At 61.1% G+C, this 16,999-nt stretch carries 14 protein-coding genes, 1 tRNA gene and 1 pseudogene; 4 read left to right on the forward strand and 12 right to left on the reverse strand.

Annotation, left to right across the window (positions count from 1 at the left end; translation table 11 throughout):
• Positions 1-64 precede the first annotated feature (64 nt).
• Positions 65-916, reverse strand: a complete 852-nt coding sequence (locus B5G09_RS05245; RefSeq protein ID WP_206384418.1) for a potassium channel family protein — start codon at positions 914-916, stop codon at positions 65-67.
• A 133-nt stretch (positions 917-1,049) separates the two neighbouring features.
• On the opposite strand from B5G09_RS05245, the gene B5G09_RS05250 reads away from it, so the two are divergent.
• Positions 1,050-1,123, forward strand: a tRNA-Met gene (locus B5G09_RS05250).
• Positions 1,124-1,486: 363 nt separating this feature from the next.
• On the opposite strand, the gene B5G09_RS05255 is transcribed toward B5G09_RS05250, so the two are convergent.
• The 11 genes from B5G09_RS05255 to B5G09_RS05305 all read right to left on the reverse strand — a co-directional run bounded on the left by B5G09_RS05255 (position 1,487) and on the right by B5G09_RS05305 (position 14,298).
• Positions 1,487-3,343, reverse strand: a complete 1,857-nt coding sequence (locus B5G09_RS05255; RefSeq protein WP_087404343.1) for a biotin/lipoyl-containing protein — start codon at positions 3,341-3,343, stop codon at positions 1,487-1,489.
• A 261-nt stretch (positions 3,344-3,604) separates the two neighbouring features.
• The gene (locus B5G09_RS05260) at positions 3,605-4,627 is read right to left on the reverse strand and encodes an AI-2E family transporter (RefSeq protein ID WP_087404344.1); all 1,023 of its coding nucleotides are present in this window, start codon (positions 4,625-4,627) and stop codon (positions 3,605-3,607) included.
• Positions 4,628-4,815: 188 nt separating this feature from the next.
• The gene (locus B5G09_RS05265) at positions 4,816-5,409 is read right to left on the reverse strand and encodes an HAD family phosphatase (protein WP_087310502.1); all 594 of its coding nucleotides are present in this window, start codon (positions 5,407-5,409) and stop codon (positions 4,816-4,818) included.
• A gap of 238 nt (positions 5,410-5,647) precedes the next feature.
• Positions 5,648-7,864 carry a sodium-translocating pyrophosphatase gene (locus tag B5G09_RS05270; RefSeq protein WP_087404345.1) on the reverse strand — a complete coding sequence of 739 codons (2,217 nt, stop codon included), beginning with the start codon at positions 7,862-7,864 and terminating at the stop codon, positions 5,648-5,650.
• Positions 7,865-8,112: 248 nt separating this feature from the next.
• Positions 8,113-8,328 carry a hypothetical protein gene (locus B5G09_RS14065; RefSeq protein ID WP_162608241.1) on the reverse strand — a complete coding sequence of 72 codons (216 nt, stop codon included), beginning with the start codon at positions 8,326-8,328 and terminating at the stop codon, positions 8,113-8,115.
• 82 nt (positions 8,329-8,410) lie between these two features.
• Positions 8,411-9,673, reverse strand: a complete 1,263-nt coding sequence (nqrF, locus tag B5G09_RS05280) for an NADH:ubiquinone reductase (Na(+)-transporting) subunit F (RefSeq protein WP_087310506.1) — start codon at positions 9,671-9,673, stop codon at positions 8,411-8,413.
• A gap of 17 nt (positions 9,674-9,690) precedes the next feature.
• On the reverse strand, positions 9,691-10,320 hold the full coding sequence (gene nqrE, locus B5G09_RS05285) for an NADH:ubiquinone reductase (Na(+)-transporting) subunit E (protein WP_087310508.1): 630 nt from the start codon (positions 10,318-10,320) through the stop codon (positions 9,691-9,693).
• Positions 10,321-10,331: 11 nt separating this feature from the next.
• Complete coding sequence (locus tag B5G09_RS05290) at positions 10,332-10,958, reverse strand: NADH:ubiquinone reductase (Na(+)-transporting) subunit D (protein ID WP_087310510.1); 627 nt, start codon at positions 10,956-10,958, stop codon at positions 10,332-10,334.
• The gene (gene nqrC, locus B5G09_RS05295) at positions 10,951-11,805 is read right to left on the reverse strand and encodes an NADH:ubiquinone reductase (Na(+)-transporting) subunit C (protein ID WP_087310512.1); all 855 of its coding nucleotides are present in this window, start codon (positions 11,803-11,805) and stop codon (positions 10,951-10,953) included. The genes B5G09_RS05290 and nqrC overlap by 8 nt, the downstream gene beginning before the upstream one ends.
• Before the next feature lie 7 nt (positions 11,806-11,812).
• A complete protein-coding gene (gene nqrB, locus B5G09_RS05300) occupies positions 11,813-12,922 on the reverse strand; it encodes an NADH:ubiquinone reductase (Na(+)-transporting) subunit B (protein WP_087310514.1) in 1,110 nt (369 codons plus the stop codon).
• Positions 12,923-12,942: 20 nt separating this feature from the next.
• Positions 12,943-14,298, reverse strand: a complete 1,356-nt coding sequence (locus B5G09_RS05305; RefSeq protein ID WP_087404347.1) for a Na(+)-translocating NADH-quinone reductase subunit A — start codon at positions 14,296-14,298, stop codon at positions 12,943-12,945.
• 271 nt (positions 14,299-14,569) lie between these two features.
• Here B5G09_RS05305 and B5G09_RS05310 point away from each other — a divergent pair, with 271 nt between their 5' ends.
• The 3 genes and pseudogenes from B5G09_RS05310 (at position 14,570) to B5G09_RS05320 (ending at position 16,999) form a co-directional block, all read left to right on the forward strand.
• On the forward strand, positions 14,570-15,211 hold the full coding sequence (locus B5G09_RS05310; RefSeq protein ID WP_087404348.1) for a TatD family hydrolase: 642 nt from the start codon (positions 14,570-14,572) through the stop codon (positions 15,209-15,211).
• Positions 15,204-15,923, forward strand: a pseudogene (locus B5G09_RS05315) (tRNA threonylcarbamoyladenosine dehydratase); the annotation flags it as partial. The gene B5G09_RS05310 and the pseudogene B5G09_RS05315, both read left to right, overlap by 8 nt.
• A 137-nt stretch (positions 15,924-16,060) precedes the next feature.
• The gene (locus B5G09_RS05320; RefSeq protein WP_087404350.1) at positions 16,061-16,999 is read left to right on the forward strand and encodes an NAD(P)-dependent oxidoreductase; all 939 of its coding nucleotides are present in this window, start codon (positions 16,061-16,063) and stop codon (positions 16,997-16,999) included.

A 16,999-nucleotide genomic window follows, 5' to 3' on the forward strand; every position in this document is an offset into this window, starting at 1 on the left:
GCCGGGGCTTCCGCTTGAACGGAATGGGCAATCTCCGAACAGAGACCGCACCCGTAGCAGAATCTCATACCTCCGGAACCCCCGCACCGGATGCGGATGATGCTGGCGGGACCGGAGTTGAAACGTCGGGTGATGACGATGCAGATGATGCGGGGGAAATCGAGGAGGATGATGTCGAGGACGATGGCGTGGAGGGCGATGGCGTGGAGGGCGAAGGCGTGGAGGGCGAAGGATTCGATTGCTGCGGCATATACTCCTGCAATATATAGGTCGTGAAGATCGGGAAGAACATCATCCCCAGCGACGGCAGCAGCACGCAGACCACCTTCCCGACGGCCGTCACCGGAAAGATCTCCGCACCGACGGTCGTGACGTTCATCCACGCCCACCACAGCGCATTGCCGAACCCTTCGAGTTTCGGATTCAACAGCACCTCGTAGTCGTAGAAGACCAGCGCCGAAACGTAGGTGAAGACCACCACCGTGAAGAGATACGCCGCAAAAAGCCACCGCATCCGGCCGCCCCGTTTGCCCCGCACCATCCACTCCACGATGAGAAACATCGCCAGAAAGGCCCTAAGCATCGGAACCAGTCCGACCAGGATCCCCCAATCGTGGGTCATGCGGACGCCCGTCCACGAAATCAGCGTCAGGTAGGGAATCGATATCAGCAAATAGAACAGGTGGCGCACGAAAAAACGACCACGGTGCTCGGACTGCAGCATCCGAAGCAAAAAGTCATAGAGAAAAATCACGCAAACAAAAAACTGGATCGTCAAATAGGTCATTGAAAGGTTGCGGTGATCCCCGGCTATGATCTCCCACGAAAGGGACACCAGCAACGTGATTCCGGCCAACAATTTGACAATACCCAGTCGGTCGGTCGATTCGGCGTGTTTGGATTCAGAGATGGTCATCGTATTTCAGTTTCACGCAGGTGTCTCAAAATCAATGCCAAGGATTTCAAGGCCCAATTTTCTCGCGTTTTTTCGCCCGAATATTTTGCAGGTTTCGATTTTTCCATTACCTTTGCACTCGCAATCAAGCAATGGCGGGATAGCTCAGCTGGTTAGAGCGCATGATTCATAATCATGAGGTCGAGAGTTCAAGTCTCTCTCCCGCTACAAACCCTCCGAAAACCACTTGCTGGCAGCAAGTGGTTTTTTTTACTACTTACTTCCCTTCATACACGCGATGTGGCCGCTTGGCAAATCCGCCGCTTTTCCCCCCCCCCCACCTGCAGAATTCCCGCACCAAACAATTTACACCGATTCCATCACAAAGCACCACTTCGTGAAGCTATCCTGAGGCGTGTGGAGTCCGTACAGACCGGGGGGATTGCCGATTGCATCAGCAAGAAAAGACGGAGGGGGGGGGAGGGATAGGCGGCAGAGTCTATGGCGGGACAAGGCAGGAAAGGGAAGAGGGCAAAAAGAAAACCGCCCGCAACCCAGATTGCAGGCGGTCGTTCACAAGTCGAAAGGTTATCAACCGATGTCGACCAGCGGAGCGTCCGTCGGAACGTTCTGGCCCACGCTTACAAAGATCTGCTTCACCTCGCCGGCATAATCCGTCGTGATGGAGTTCTCCATCTTCATCGCCTCGAGAATCAGAATCTCGTCGCCGACCTTCACCTGATCGCCGACCTTCACCTTCAGCTCGATCACACGTCCCGGCAGCGGTACCGTAACGGCCTTGCCCTGAATGGTGATCGAAGCGGCTTCCGGTGTGGCAGCCTTCTCCTCGGCCGGAGCGGCAGCCGGCTTCGAGGCCTTGTAGGCCTTCACCTTCTCGTTCGTCAGGAAGGTCTTCGCTACAAGCGGGAACAGCTCCAGCAGCAGCACCTCCTTCTCGTTGGCCGCCAGTTTCACGCCGCCGGCCTCGGGAAGCGTCGGATTCGGCTGCATCTGGTATTTCGACGTATCGTAGGGGGTCTCCTCACGCACACCGCAGATCTTGAAGCGGAACTCCGGGTCGATCTTCACCGGCGTCTTGCCGTATTCGCCCCTCACCAAGCCGACAAACTGCGACGATTTGTTCGTGTACATCGGACGGCCGGCTTTTTCGTCCAGGGCGCAGTTCACGGCCTGAGCACCCACAATCTGCGACGTCGGCGTCACCAGGGGCGGAAGTCCTGCGGCCAGACGAACCGTCGGGATCAGCTCCATGGCGCGCGGAAGGATCTCCTCGGCCTTCAACTGCTTGAGCTGGGCCACCATGTTCGAGTACATGCCGCCCGGGATCTCGGCCTTCTGGACCAGTTCGTTCGGAGCCGGGAAGCCGAAGTAGGCCTCGATCTTGCGGCAGGCGTCGATCGTAGCAGCCTCGTCGTCGGCCTGCGCAGCCTTGATGGCGCGGTCGAACAGGGCGTCGATCTCCGCCGGCAACTTGTCCGTCAGCGGGTTGAAAGGTTTCGGCTCGGGTTTCTCCACGCCGAAGACCGACATGTTCAGCTCCTTGCGGATCTCACGCAGCTGCGTGTTGATCTTCGCAACGGCCTCCATGTTGACACCCAGGTCGATGCCCAGCTTCTTGCAGAAGACGTAGACCAGCTCGATGGCCGGAGCCCCCGTGCCCCCGGCGAAATACCAGCAGTTCGTATCGACGATGTCGACGCCCGCGATGATGGCGGCCAGCACCGATGCCAGACCGTAGCCCGGCGTACAGTGGGTATGGAAGTCGACCGGAATCGAGAGGTTCTGCTTGAAGAGTTTGACCAGCGTGGCGACGCGGCGCGGCGGAATCAGTCCCGACATATCCTTGATCGTGATCATGTCGGCGCCCAGTGCGGCCATCTGGCGGGCCTTGTCGAGGAAATAGGCATCGGTGAAGACCGGAGCCGGATTCTTCTTGCCCTTGAGCTTGTCCCAGAAGCTCAGCGCCGGATATTTCGGGTCCACCGTATAGCAGACGGCGCAATCGGCAATGCCGCCGTACTGCTTGACATATTTGACCGTGGATTTTACGTTGTCGACGTCGTTCAGCGCATCGAAAATACGCATGATACCCAGTCCGCTCTCAATCGCATTGCGGCAGAAGCCGTCGATAATCTCGTCCGTATAGGGCGAATAGCCGAAGAGGTTGCGGCCGCGCGAGAGGGCCGTGAGTTTCGACACGTTGCCGACGGCCTTGTAGATCGTCTCCAGACGCGTCCACGGATTCTCGTTCAGGTAACGCATCACCGAGTCGGGCACGGCGCCGCCCCAAACCTCCATCGCATAGAAATTCGCATCCTTGTAGAACGGCAGGCAGCGGTCGATCTGCTCCTGGTTCATACGCGTCGCAAACGACGACTGCTGGCCGTCGCGCAACGTCAGATCTCTGATTTTGAGATTTCTTGCCATTTGTATTCCGATTTTACTGTTATTACAATAACAAAGGTAGTAAAGCCGTACAAATTTGCAACTTTTTTATGGGATTTTTTACAAAAAGATGTCAAAAAGACCCTTCACGATAAGAAAACGGGGTATCGGAGGGTCAACGAGGCTGTGAATCGAGGACGAAAAGGCAGTCCGGCGTGCGGTAACGACACCGGAACGGAGTGCCGTCGGCGGAGGAAACCGGCTATCGGAAAGGATCTTACGGGGTAAACGGCCGGCGGAGAGTCACTGGCAGATGCGGTTCCGCTCCAGGTAACGGCACTTGAAGAGGTTGACGAAGTAGAGAAACATCGCCAGAAGCAGCGGTCCGAAGATCACCCCCATGAAGCCGAAGAGCGAAAGCCCGATAATGACCCCGAAGATCGTCACCAGCGGATGGGTATGGGCCATGCGCCGCTGCATCAGGAAACGCACGACATTATCCACGTGGGTAACCACCAGCGTCCCGTAGAGCGTCAGCCCGATAGCCGGCGCCCAGCTCCCGGTCAGGGCCATAAAGAGTGCCAGCGGAATCCACACCAATGCCGTGCCGACGATCGGGATGACCGTCGCAAAGCAGGTCAGCACCCCCCAGAACAGCGGACTCGGAGCCCCGAACACCAAATAGCCCACGTAGGCCACGATGCCCTGGATGACGGCCAGCAGCGGGATACCGATGGCATTCGAACGGACGATAAGGTGGATTTCGTGGATAACCTTGCGCGAGATGCGGGGGTCGAAGGGCATCAGAGAGCTGCAGTAGGCCTCCATCCGACGACCGCCGGTGAGCATGAAGTAAAGCACGAAGAGCAGCACCACGAGGTTGATGGCGAAATCGGCTGCCCCGACCACCACCCACTGCCCCACGCGCGGAATATATCCCAACAGCCACCGCACGTTGGCCTCGGACCAGAGTTCGTAGCCCGTGCGCGCCTCGACCAGTTCGACAAGGTGTTTCACCGGGACGAGGATCGAACGCGGATCGACCACCACACGCTGGACCTTCACGGCGACCATCCAGCCGATCAGCGATATGGGAATCAGAAAGCAGATCACCGCCTCCGCCAACAGCACCGTAGCAGCCAAACTCGGACGCCAGTGCCGGTGTTCGGTCAGTTGCCACAGCTGGCGCCGCAGCAGAATGTAGATCGTCACGGCTCCGAGCAGTCCGCCCAGAAAGGGAAGGATCTCCACGAAGATCGTCACGCCCAGGCCAGCGATCAGTACATAGAGCGAATATCGCCCGTATTTCTCGCGAAAGGATGACATACGCGGCCTCTGTGCTGCAAGGAGCGTGCCGCAACATACGCGAGAGGACGGGCATGAAGGGGCTCGATGCCAAGAGGGAGGGGTGTACGGGGAGGTACTCAACGCCGACGCGGTCCAAGAGATGGCCGGGAGAGATACCCAACGGCGAAGCGGGCCAGGAAGTGGCCGGACGGCAGTCGGGCGGAGGCTCAGCCGAGCAGCTGCCGGCGCAGCGTCGCACAAGAAGCCGACGGATTCCGGTGGTCGAAGAGGAAACCGTGGATGCCCAGCCGTTCGGCCGCTGCGACGTTGGCCTCGCGGTCGTCCACAAAGAGGCTCTGCGAGGGATCGAGACCGTAACGCTCGAGCAGAATCTCGTAGATGCGCGGTTCGGGTTTGACGACAAGCTCCTCGCACGAGATGACCTCGCCGTCGAAAAGTCCGTAGACCGGGAAGCGGCGCAGGTGGGCGATGAATTCGTGGGCCATGTTCGACAGAACATACAACCGGAAGCGGCCCGAAGCCTTCAGGTCGCGGACAAGCTGCTCGGTCACCGGAATCGGCTCCTGCAGGTCAATGGCCTGTTGCAGCACCTCGGCACAGCGGGCGTAGGTCTGGCCCGTCATCTCCACAAGCGTACGGGTCACCGACTCCAGCGTATTGGTGCCCCGGTCGTAATCCTCCCAGAAGCGAGGCATTTGAGGCGCCCGCAAAAAGCTGAAATAACCCAGCAGATCCGCATCGCATTTCCGTTTGTCACGGGCGAACAGCACGCCCCCAAGATCGAATATGATATTTTTCATGGTCGTCGTTTTCGGGGGCAAAGATACGGATCCTCCTGCGCAGAAGCAAATTTTGCACGCCCGTTCCGCCCATACGGCACAGAAAAAGGAGACAGCCCTCTTTGGAGAGCTGTCTCCCTGAATCGCGCATCGAACGGTATGAGGCATGAACCGGTCGGTCGTTTCGCGGTTCGCACAACCCGCATTCCGAACCGGGCAAAGGCATCGGCGCACACCCCTCCCTCTTCCGGTCCCCGGGTCAGAAGAGGTGCCAGACCACCGTAAGGCCCGCCATGACGATCGAGACCATCGACATCAGCTTGATGAGGATGTTGAGCGACGGGCCCGAGGTATCCTTGAAGGGATCGCCCACCGTATCGCCCACGACCGTCGCCTTGTGGCATTCGGAGCCCTTACCGCCGAAGTGTCCCTCCTCGACCATCTTCTTGGCGTTGTCCCACGCTCCGCCGGCATTGGCCATGAAGACCGCCAGCACGAAGCCCGAACTCAGACCGCCGATCAGCAGCCCCATGACGCCCGCCACGCCGAAGATCAGACCGACGGCCACCGGAACGATGATGGCCAGCAGGCTCGGGAACAGCATCTCACGCTGTGCTCCGCGCGTCGAGATAGCCACGCAGCGCGCATAATCGGGCGTTCCCTCGCCGGTGAGAATCCCCCGGATCTCGCGGAACTGACGCCGTACCTCCTGCACCATGCTCTCGGCGGCACGCCCCACGGCGTTCATCGTCAGGCCGCAGAAGAGGAACGACATCATCGCCCCGATGAAGATGCCGACAAGCACCGTCGGGTTCATCAGCGAAATATGATAGTAATCCATGAAATCGAGGATCGAGGCGTCCTGCACGAAGCGCGTCGCACCACCCGGCAGGTCGAGCATCGTCACACCGTTATGCAGCAGTCCGATGCGGATCTCCTCGATATACGAGGCCAGCAGCGCCAGGGCCGTCAGCGCCGCCGAACCGATGGCAAAACCCTTGCCCGTGGCGGCCGTCGTATTGCCCAGCGCATCGAGCGCATCGGTGCGTTTGCGAACCTCGGGGCCCAGACCGCTCATCTCGGCGTTGCCGCCCGCATTGTCGGCAATCGGACCGTAGGCGTCCGTGGCCAGCGTGATGCCCAGCGTCGAGAGCATGCCCACGGCTGCAATGCCGATGCCGTAGAGCCCCAGCGAGAGGTTCTGCGGCGCCAGCATGTTCTCCACGTCAAAGCCGATGGCGCACAGGTAGGCCAGGATGATCGCCACGCCGATCGTCACCACCGGAACGGCCGTCGAGATCATGCCCGACCCCACACCCGCGATGATGACCGTCGCCGGACCGGTCTGCGAACTGCCGGCAATCTTCTGCGTCGGTTTATACGAGTGCGACGTATAGTACTCCGTGGCCTGGCCGATGACGATGCCCGCCACCAGTCCCGTGATGACCGAGAACGACAGCCCCAGCCAGTTCTGGATCCCCAGCAGGTAGAGGATGCCGAACGTCGCCGCGGCGATGAGCAGCGAACTGAAGTTGACCCCCACGCCCAGCGAACGCAGCAGGTCGCGCATCGAGGCCCCCTCCTTCGTGCGGACCAGGTAGATGCCCACGATCGAAAGGACGATGCCCACCGCCGCAATCAGCATCGGAGCCAGCACCGCCTTCAGCTGCAGAGCCTCGCTGCCCGCCGTGGCAAAGGCCGCCGCACCGAGGGCTGCCGTCGCAAGGATCGAACCGCAGTAGCTTTCGTAAAGGTCGGCACCCATGCCGGCCACGTCACCCACGTTGTCGCCCACGTTGTCGGCAATCGTCGCCGGGTTGCGCGGGTCGTCCTCCGGGATGCCCGCCTCGACCTTGCCCACCAGGTCGGCGCCCACGTCGGCCGCCTTCGTATAGATGCCGCCGCCGACGCGCGCAAAGAGCGCCTGCGTCGAGGCACCCATGCCGAAGGTCAGCATCGTCGTGGTGATGACCACCAGTTTCTGCGGTCCGGCCACGTCGACAAACGCATTCAGGATGACATACCAGAACGAGATATCGAGCAAGCCAAGGCCCACTACCACCAGTCCCATCACGGCGCCGCTGCGGAAGGCCACCTTCAGCCCCCGGTCGAGCGACTGCTGCGCCGCATGAGCCGTACGCGCCGAGGCATAGGTCGCCGTCTTCATGCCGAAGTAGCCGGCCAGTCCCGAGAAGAAGCCTCCGGTCAGGAAGGCAAACGGAACCCAGCCGTTCTGCACACCCGCCCCGTAGGCCAGGTAGGCGAAGAAGAGGGCCAGAATCACAAAGACAATGCCCACGACCTTGTACTGCTGGCGCAGGTAGGCCATCGCCCCCTTGCGCACGTGGGCCGCAATCTCACGCATGCGCTCCGTACCCTCGTCCTCGCGCTTCATCAGCCGGTAGAATGCCCACGCAAAGAGCAGAGCCACGATCGAGGCCGCGGGTACAACCCAGAAAATTGTCGGAATGTTCATATCAGGTAGTTGTTTGGTGATTGGCATATTTGTTATAAAGGTACGAAAATATTGCGAATCCGGTGTCGTTCAGCGCGATATTTCGGCAAAAAAACAGAGATTGGGCGGTGCAAGGAGGAGTCGGAAGGCCGCGGCAGATCGGGACGACGGCAGGTCGGGACGACGGCAGGTCGGGACGACGGCAGGTCGGGACGCGGCAGGTCAGGACGCGGCTGGTCGGGACGACGGCAGGTCGGGACGACGGCAGGTCAGGACGCGGCTGGTCGGGACGACGGCAGGTCGGGACGCGGCAGGTCGGGACGCGGCAGGTCGGGACGCGGCAGGTCAGGACGCGGCTGGTCGGGACGCGGCTGGTCGGGACGCGGCAGGTCGGGACGCGACAGGTCGGGACGACGGCCCGCCCGAATGCCCGGAATCCGCCCGAAAGGGGCTCCGGTTCGAACGGCGCTGTTCCTCAGCGGCAAACTGCTCTGACACCGGCCGGACTGACAAAAAGAGCCGGGACCCGATCGAGTCCCGGCTCTTTTCTCCGGTTGGCGGCCGCTATCAGCTGCCGAAGTTGTCGTAGAGGATATTCTCAGGCGGCACGCCCAGCGAGTCGAGCACCTTCACCACCGACGAGATCATCATCGGAGGTCCGCACATGAGGTAGATGCAGTCCTCCGGGGCCTGATGGTTCTTCAGGTAGTTCTCATAGAGGACGTTGGCCACGTAGCCCGGCGTATAGGGGATACCGGCGGCATCGGCCTCCGGATCCGGACGGTCCAGCGCCAGATGGAACGAGAAATTCGGGAACTCCTTCTCGATCTCGTGGAACTCGTGCAGGTAGGGAGCCTCCTTCAGCGCACGCGCTCCGTACCAGAACGATACCGGACGCTTCGTCTTCTCGGTCTTGAACAGGTGCATGATGTGGCTGCGCATCGGGGCCATGCCGGCGCCGCCGCCCACGAAGATCAGCTCCTGCGTGTCGGGCAGGTTGTCCGGCAGGAAGAACTCGCCGTAGGGGCCCGAGATCGTCACCTTGTCACCCGGCTTGCGCGAGAAGATGTACGACGAGCAGATGCCCGGGTTCACCTTCATGAACGTTCCCGTCGCACGGTCGAACGGCGGCGTGGCGATACGGATGTTCAGCATGATGATGTTGCCCTCGGCCGGGTGGTTGGCCATCGAGTAGGCGCGGAACGTCGGCTCGGGATTCGTCGCCACCAGATCCCACATCTTCATGCGGTCCCAGTCGGCACGGTAGCGCTCGTCGATGTCCATGTCCGAGAACTTGATCGCATCGTACTTCGGAATGTCGATCTGGATGTAGCCGCCGCTGCGGAACTTCAGGTGCTCACCCTCCGGGAGCTTCACCACGAACTCCTTCAGGAAGGTCGAGATGTTGCGGTTCGATACCACCGTGCACTCCCACTTCTTCACGCCCAGCACGGCCTCCGGCACGTGGATCTTCAGATTCTCCTTCACCTTCACCTGGCAGCCCAGACGCCAGTGGTCCTTGGCCATCTTGCGCGTGATGAAGCCCGTCTCCGTCGGAAGCAGCTCGCCGCCCCCCTCCAGCACCTGGCACTTGCACATGCCGCACGATCCGCCGCCGCCGCACGCCGAGGGAAGGAATACCTTGTTGTTGGCCAACGTCGCCAGAAGCGTCGATCCGCTCTCCGTCGTGATGACCTTCTCACCGTTGTTGATGTCGATCGTCACGGCCCCCGACGTGGTCAGCTTCGCCTTGGCGTACAGCAGCAGAGCCACCAGCACCAGCGTGATGACCAGAAAGGCCACGATCGCTATGATTATCGTTGTTGTCATTGTTCGAATCTCTTAGTTTAGAACTGAATACCCGAGAAGATCATGAAGGCGATACCCATCAGACCCGTAATGATGAAGGCGATGCCCGGGCCCTTCAGCGCCGCCGGTATGTGCGAATAGGTCGTCTTCTCGCGAATGGCCGCCATCATCACGATCGCAAGCCACCAGCCCAGACCCGAGCCCAGACCGTAGGCGATCGACTGCCACAGGGTCTGCAGTTCGCCCGCATCGACCTTCTGCTGCATGAACAGCGAACCGCCCATGATGGCGCAGTTCACCGCAATCAGCGGCAGGAAGATGCCCAGCTGGTTGTAGAGCGTCGGCGAGAACTTCTCGACGACCATCTCCACAAGCTGCACGAAGGCCGCAATCGTGGCGATGAAGACAATGAACGACAGGAAATTCAGATCCACACTCTCCGGAATGGACGGTATCCACGCGTGAAGCGCCCCCGGACGCAGGATGTATTCATACAAGAGGTAGTTCAGCGGTACGGTCATCACCATCACGAACGTGACGGCGGCGCCCAGTCCCAGTGCCGTCTTCACGCTCTTCGACACGGCGATGTACGAGCACATGCCGAAGAAGAAGGCGAAGACCATGTTGTCGATGAAGATCGACCGGATGAAGATATTCAATGATTCCATATGCTACCCTCCTATTTTTCCTGTAAGTCCTTGTTGCGCGAACGGTGCACCCAGATGATGCATCCCACGATGATCAGCGCCATCGGCGGGAACAACATCAGACCGCAGTTCGAATAGAATCCTCCTTCGGCCATGTACCAGCTCTCGGGGATAATGCGGAAGCCAAGAAGCGTCCCCGAACCCAGCAGCTCGCGGAAGATGGCCACGATCACCAGAATCATGCCGTAGCCCAGTCCGTTGCCGATGCCGTCGAGGAACGACGCCCACGGCTTGTTGCCCAGCGCAAAGGCCTCCACGCGGCCCATCACGATACAGTTCGTGATGATCAGTCCCACGTAGACCGACAACTGTTTCGAAACTTCATAAACGTAGGCCTTCAGCACCTGGTCCACAAGGATCACCAGCGCAGCGATCACAACCAGCTGCACGATGATGCGGATGCGCGCCGGTACGCCGTTGCGCAACAGCGACATCACCAGGTTCGAAAAGCCCGTGACGACCGTCACGCTCAGTGCCATCACGATCGCCGGCTTGAGCTGTACCGTAACGGCCAGCGCCGAGCAGATTCCCAGAATCTGCACGATGACCGGGTTGTTCGCCGAGAACGGGCCCGTCAGGTATTTCATGTTGTTACTCATTGCTTTCAGCTTTTTCTTCGTTTGACACCTCCGCAGCGCCCGTCTCCGTTGCCGGAGCGGCTGCCTGACGTTTCGACTCCAGCAGCGGCAGATAGTGACTGAGGCTGTTGTAGAGCATCGCCGTCACACCGTCCGAGGTCTTCGTTCCGCCCGAGACGGCATCCACCTCGTGGGCCGGATCCTTCGCCCCGCCCTTGCGGAGCGTCACCGACACGAACTTGTCACCCTCGAAGATCGTCTTGCCGACGAAGTTCGCCTGGTATTTCGGCGTGGCGATCTCGGCACCCAGTCCCGGGGTCTCCCCCTTGTGGGCCATGATGATGCCCGCTACCGTATTCATGTCCTTCTCCAGCGCCACGTAGCCCCAGATCGGACCCCACAGTCCGTTGCCCGTCACCGGGATCACCATCCGGCCGTCCCTGGCCTCGAAGACCGGGAACTTGCCCTCGGCAAAGGCCGTCGGAAGGTCGTTCAGCAGCGCGAAGACGTCTCCGTCCGTACGCTGTCCCTCGGCATCGACCACGTAGGCGTCGATGAACTGGTCGTAGGACTCGCCCTCGGCCGACAGCGACGCCAGGATGTTGCGTTTCTTCTCGTTCAGGTCGTTGGCATCCTGACGCGGTTTGAGCGCCAGAGCCGCCACGGCCAGCAACACCGCGACGATCACCACCATCACCGTCGAGTAGAGGATGATATAGGTGTTGCTGTTCGTATCGAGACCCTTCTTCGGCTCCTTCAGTTCGGTGAATTCCGAAGCCGGAGCCCCGCAAACGGGACACTTGTCGGGCGCGGCATCTCCCTCGTGGATATAGCCGCAAACGTTGCATTTGAATTTTTTCGTTGCCATCTCTTCCCTATTTTGCGAGTTTCACACGTTTCTTGCGCCGCGAAATGTTCGCCTCGACCACGAAGTAGTCGACCAGCGGGGCCAGCGCATTCATGAAGAGGATCGAGAGCATCATACCCTCCGGATAAGCCGGGTTCACCACGCGGATCAGCACGGCAAGGGCGCCCGTCATGAAGCCGACGATATACTTGCCCTTGTTGGTCTGGGCCGAGGTGACGGGGTCCGTGGCCATGAAGACCGCGCCGAAGGCGAAGCCGCCCACGATCAGGTGCCACCAGGCCGGATAGCTCGTCACGCCCAGCGCCTGGAACAGATAGCCCATGGCCAGTCCGCCGACGAAGACCGAAACCATCGTCCGCCACGAGGCGACGCCCGTCCACAGCAGAATCACGGCGCCGATCAGGATGGCCAGCGTCGAGGTCTCGCCGAACGAACCCGGGATCATGCCCAGGAAGGCATCCAGCGGCGAATAGGTCATCGTACCGGTCGAGCCCAGCTGTTCGAGGGCCGTGGCGCCGGTGATGCCGTCGACGTGGGCGCCCATCATCGTCCAGTTCGAATACCAGACCGTCTCACCCGACATCGAGGGCGTATAGGCGAAGAAGGCAAAGGCGCGGGCCAGCAGTGCCGGGTTGAAGACGTTCATGCCCGTACCGCCGAAGACCTCCTTGCCGAAAATCACGGCAAAGGCCGTCGACAGCGCCACCATCCACAGCGGCGTCGAGACGGGGAAGACCATCGGAATCAGAAGACCCGTGACCAGGAAGCCCTCGTTGACCTCATGGCCGCGCACCTGCGCAAAATAGAATTCGATGGCCAGACCCACGATGTACGACACGCACACCATCGGCAGCACGCGGACCAGTCCGTAGAAGAAGGCCCGGAAACCCTCCAGACCCACCTGCGAGCCCGTCCACCAGCAACCGAACAGGAACGCCGGCATCAGCGCCAGAACAACGACGATCATCGTACGCTTCATGTCGTTGCAGTCGCGGATGTGTGCGCCCTTCACGGTCGTCGTGTTCGGCACGAAGAGGAACGTCTCGAATGCATCGAACGTCGACTCCAGGAAGCCCAGCTTTCCCCCTTTCGAGAACGTGGGCTTGATTTTATCCATTATGTTGCGAAGTCCCATCTTTAAGCCTCCTTGATCATTAAGTTAATACCGTCGCGGATGATCTGCTGGATCTCGGTCTTCGACGGATCCACGAATTCGCACAGCGCGAAATCCTCCTCCGTCACCTCGTAGATGCCCAGATTCTCCATCTTGTCGATGTCGCCCGCCAGGCACGCCTTCAGCAGGTACATCGGATAGATGTCCATCGGCAGATACTGCTCGTAGAGACCCGTGACGACGAACGGACGCTCGCCGCCGTTCATGTTCGTGTCCAGGTCGTAGGCCTTGTGCGGGAAGAGCCACGAGAAGTAGGCACGCGATACGGAGAACTTCTTCAGACGCGGCTTCGCCCACCCCAGCAGTTCGTACTTGTTGCCCTCGGGAATGGCCGTCAGCTGGTGGGCGTAGAAGCCCAGGTAGCCGTCCAGCGCCGTCTTCGTGCCCGTGAGCACGTTGCCCGAGATGAAGCGCACCGAGTCGCCCTCCTTCTGCGGACGGACGTTCCCGCCGACGATCGAGTCGACCTTCGCCCCGCCGATCACTCGCACGTACTGCGGATGCTCGATCTCGGAGCCTGCCACGGCGATGGTCTTCGTCATGTCGACCTTGCCCTCGTTGAACAGCCGGCCGATGATGGCCAGATCCTGGATGTTGACCGTCCAGACCAGATCGTCCTTGTTGATCGGGTCGATGTGGTGGATCTGCACGCCGACGTTGCCTGCCGGGTGTTTGCCCCGGAAGGTGTGGAGCTCGACGCCCTGCAGTTTGGGCATCTCACCCTCGTGGCCGGCCAGCACCGACAGGTGGACCTTGCCGTCGGTGAGCTTGTGCATCACCTCGAGACCCGTCTGAAGGTTCTGCTGCTCGCCCTTCAGCGCAAAGTTGTAGTCCGGAGCCAGCGGCGCCGTATCGAACGCCGAGATGAAGACCGACTTCGGCGTATCGGCCGGATTGGCAATGATGCCGTACGGCCGCTGAATCAGCATCGGCCACAGGCCCGAACGAAGCAACAGTTCGACAACCTCCTCGCGCGTGGCCTTCCCAAGCGACGGAATCGTGAACGTCTCGTACTCCTGTACGGAGTCCGGCGTCACCGTCACCGTAAGCACCTTGCGCTTCTCGCCGCGGTTGATGGCCGACACCGTGCCGCTGACCGGCGACGTGAAGAGGATCCGCTCGTTGAACTTGTTGAAGAACAACGCCGTTCCGGCCTTCACCCGATCGCCTGCCTTGACCAGCAGTTTCGGTGTCACACCCTCGAAATCCAACGGTGAGAGGGCATACTCCGAAGCCATCGGCGCCGTGGCCAACGTCTCCTGAGCCTTACCCACCAGATTGATGTCTAAACCCTTGCGTAGTGTAATGATTTTCGACATGGTGTAAGATTTTGAGTTATTTGTGTGTTGGGTTTTCCCAGTTCATTCCTCCGCTCCGACGCCCGCACACGCCCCTTCCCATACGGGATTCCGACGTTGCCGCGGCCGATTTTCAGATCGTGTCGGATTGACTCTTACTGTTAGCGCGCTAACTCTGTTAGCAGGCTAACAGCCTTACCGCGTGCGAAAGTACGAATTTTTTTCCGATATCCGCCCTCTCGTCGACCATTATTTCCTAAATTTACTTAAAATTTCTACTTTTGCTCGGAAAATGGCCCCGTACGTCAACATACACACCCATCGCCCGACGGGTAACGGAATCGAACTCCGGGCCGAAGGCATCCACCCCTGGAGGGCCGATCGCACAACTGCCGAGGAGTTTGCCGCGCGTTTCGACGCTCGTCCAGACGGTCAAGCCGACGGCCAGTCCGACGGCCGTTTTGACGGCCGCGTGCAGGCCATCGGCGAGATCGGGCTCGATTACGCCTGCGCGGTCGACCGGCAGCTGCAGCTCGACGTGCTGCGAATGCAACTCGAGCTGGCACGGCACCGGGGACTGCCCGTCGTGCTGCACTGCGTGAGGGCCTTCGAGCCGCTGATGCGCGAACTGGCAGCCTGCCCGCCCCGCGCCGCCGTCTTCCACGGATTCATCGGATCCCCGGAGCAGGCCCGCCAGGCTCTCGGACGCGGCTACATGCTCTCATTCGGCGAGCGGACGTTCGCCTCACCGAAGAGTCTGCGCGCCCTGCAGGAGGTGCCGCTCACGCAGCTGTTCCTCGAGACGGACGATGATCCCGTGACGATCGAATCCATCTACGAACGGGTGGCCGCACTGCGCGGAATCAGGCTCGAAGAGTTGAAACGGGCCACGCTGGAGAATTATGAACGCATATTCGCAAAACAGAATGGATAACTGGCTGGAGAGAACCGAACTGCTGCTGGGCCGAGAGAAACTCGACCGGCTGAAACGCGCACACGTCCTGGTCGTGGGACTCGGCGGCGTGGGAGCCTATGCCGCCGAGATGGTGGCCCGGGCCGGCGTGGGGAGGATGACCATCGCCGATGCCGACGCGGTCACCCCCTCGAACATCAACCGCCAGCTCGTCGCCCTGCACTCGACCGTCGGGCGGCAGAAGGCCGACATACTGGCCGAGCGGCTGCGCGACATCAACCCCGAGATCGAACTCGAGGTCGTCAACCGCTACATCCGCGACGAGGAGACCTACCGGCTGCTCGACGCCGCATCCTACGATTATGTGGTCGATGCCATCGACACCCTCTCGCCCAAACTGGCGCTGATTGCCGCCGCCCTCGAACGCCGCTTGCCGCTGGTCAGCTCGATGGGCGCCGGGGCCAAGATGGACCCCACGAAGCTCGAAATCGCCGACATCTCGAAGACCCACCACTGCCCGCTGGCCCACATGCTCCGCAAACGGCTCCACAAACTCGGGATCCGAAGCGGTTTCCGGGCCGTCTTCTCGCCCGAACCGATGCGCGAAGGGGCGATGATCCTCTGCGAGGAGCAGAACAAGAAGTCGAACGTCGGCACGATCTCCTACATCCCGGCGCTGTTCGGCATCGGATGCGCCTCGGTCGTCATCCGCGGGCTGATCGGCGAGCTCGACGCTCCGGCTCAGGCGGGAGCTGCGAAGCCGGGGAAGCCGGGTGTACGGACGGCTCCGGCAGCAGACTCCGGCGTCCAGGCCCCGGACGGCGCCTCTCCGAAAACGGAACAGCAACAGGACCTTATAAATAAAGAGTCATGAAACCCAACATCGTCTTTCTGGATGAATACTCGCTGGGCGGAGCCGACCTTTCGGCCATCCGCTCGCTGGGCAACTACACCGCCTACGAAACGACCCGTCCCGACGAGATCGTCGGGCGCTGCATGGAGGCCGACATCGTCATCACCAACAAGGTGCCCTTCAATGCCGCCACGCTGCGCGCCCTGCCCCGGCTGCGGCTGATCTGCATCGCCGCCACGGGCATGAACCACATCGACCTCGCGGCGGCCGCCGAACAGGGCATCGCCGTGAAGAATGCCGTCGGATACTCGACCCACTCGGTGACCGAAACCACCATCGGCGCCGCCATCGCCCTCCTGCGGCAGGCGGTCTACTACGACCGCTACACGAAGAAGCACTACGCCGGGGCCGACCGCCAGTTCCACTTCGGCCGCACGACCCATCAGCTCTACGGCTCGCACTGGGGCATCGTCGGGCTCGGAAACATCGGACACAGCGTCGCACGCGTGGCCGAAGCCCTCGGCTGCGAGGTGGCCTACACCTCGACGTCGGGCGTCGCACGCCAGGAGGCCTACCCGATGATGCCGCTCGACGCGCTGCTGGCCTGGGCCGACGTTGTCTCGATCCACTGCCCGCTCAACGACCGCACGCGCGGGCTGATCGGCGCCCGCGAGCTCGCCCGCATGAAGCCGTCGGCCCTCTTGATCAACGTCGCACGCGGCGGAATTGTCGACGAGGCGGCACTGGCCGCTGCGCTCGATGCCGGTCAGCTGGCCGGAGCCGCACTGGACGTCTTCGTCCACGAACCGCTGGAAAAGGGAAATCCCCTGCTCGCGGTCCGCGAACCCGACCGGCTGCTGCTCTCGCCCCACAACGCCTGGTCGCCCGTCGAGGCCGTCGAGGTGCTGGTCGGGTGCATCGCCCGCAACATCCGCGAAAACTGGAAAAACGACTGA

It is taken from the genome of Alistipes sp. An54, assembly GCF_002159375.1.
In the GTDB taxonomy this organism is placed as follows: Bacteria; Bacteroidota; Bacteroidia; order Bacteroidales; family Rikenellaceae; genus Alistipes; species Alistipes megaguti.

Bases quoted from the DNA above. Each gene is read 5' to 3' on its own strand.
- B5G09_RS05245 (WP_206384418.1), bottom strand. From the start codon at position 916: ATGACCATCTCTGAATCCAAACACGCCGAATCGACCGACCGACTGGGT.
- B5G09_RS05255 (WP_087404343.1), bottom strand. From the start codon at position 3,343: ATGGCAAGAAATCTCAAAATCAGAGATCTGACGTTGCGCGACGGCCAG.
- B5G09_RS05260 (WP_087404344.1), bottom strand. From the start codon at position 4,627: ATGTCATCCTTTCGCGAGAAATACGGGCGATATTCGCTCTATGTACTG.
- B5G09_RS05265 (WP_087310502.1), bottom strand. From the start codon at position 5,409: ATGAAAAATATCATATTCGATCTTGGGGGCGTGCTGTTCGCCCGTGAC.
- B5G09_RS05270 (WP_087404345.1), bottom strand. From the start codon at position 7,864: ATGAACATTCCGACAATTTTCTGGGTTGTACCCGCGGCCTCGATCGTG.
- nqrF (WP_087310506.1), bottom strand. From the start codon at position 9,673: ATGACAACAACGATAATCATAGCGATCGTGGCCTTTCTGGTCATCACG.
- nqrE (WP_087310508.1), bottom strand. From the start codon at position 10,320: ATGGAATCATTGAATATCTTCATCCGGTCGATCTTCATCGACAACATG.
- B5G09_RS05290 (WP_087310510.1), bottom strand. From the start codon at position 10,958: ATGAGTAACAACATGAAATACCTGACGGGCCCGTTCTCGGCGAACAAC.
- nqrC (WP_087310512.1), bottom strand. From the start codon at position 11,805: ATGGCAACGAAAAAATTCAAATGCAACGTTTGCGGCTATATCCACGAG.
- nqrB (WP_087310514.1), bottom strand. From the start codon at position 12,922: ATGGATAAAATCAAGCCCACGTTCTCGAAAGGGGGAAAGCTGGGCTTC.
- B5G09_RS05305 (WP_087404347.1), bottom strand. From the start codon at position 14,298: ATGTCGAAAATCATTACACTACGCAAGGGTTTAGACATCAATCTGGTG.
- B5G09_RS05310 (WP_087404348.1), top strand. From the start codon at position 14,570: ATGGCCCCGTACGTCAACATACACACCCATCGCCCGACGGGTAACGGA.
- B5G09_RS05320 (WP_087404350.1), top strand. From the start codon at position 16,061: ATGAAACCCAACATCGTCTTTCTGGATGAATACTCGCTGGGCGGAGCC.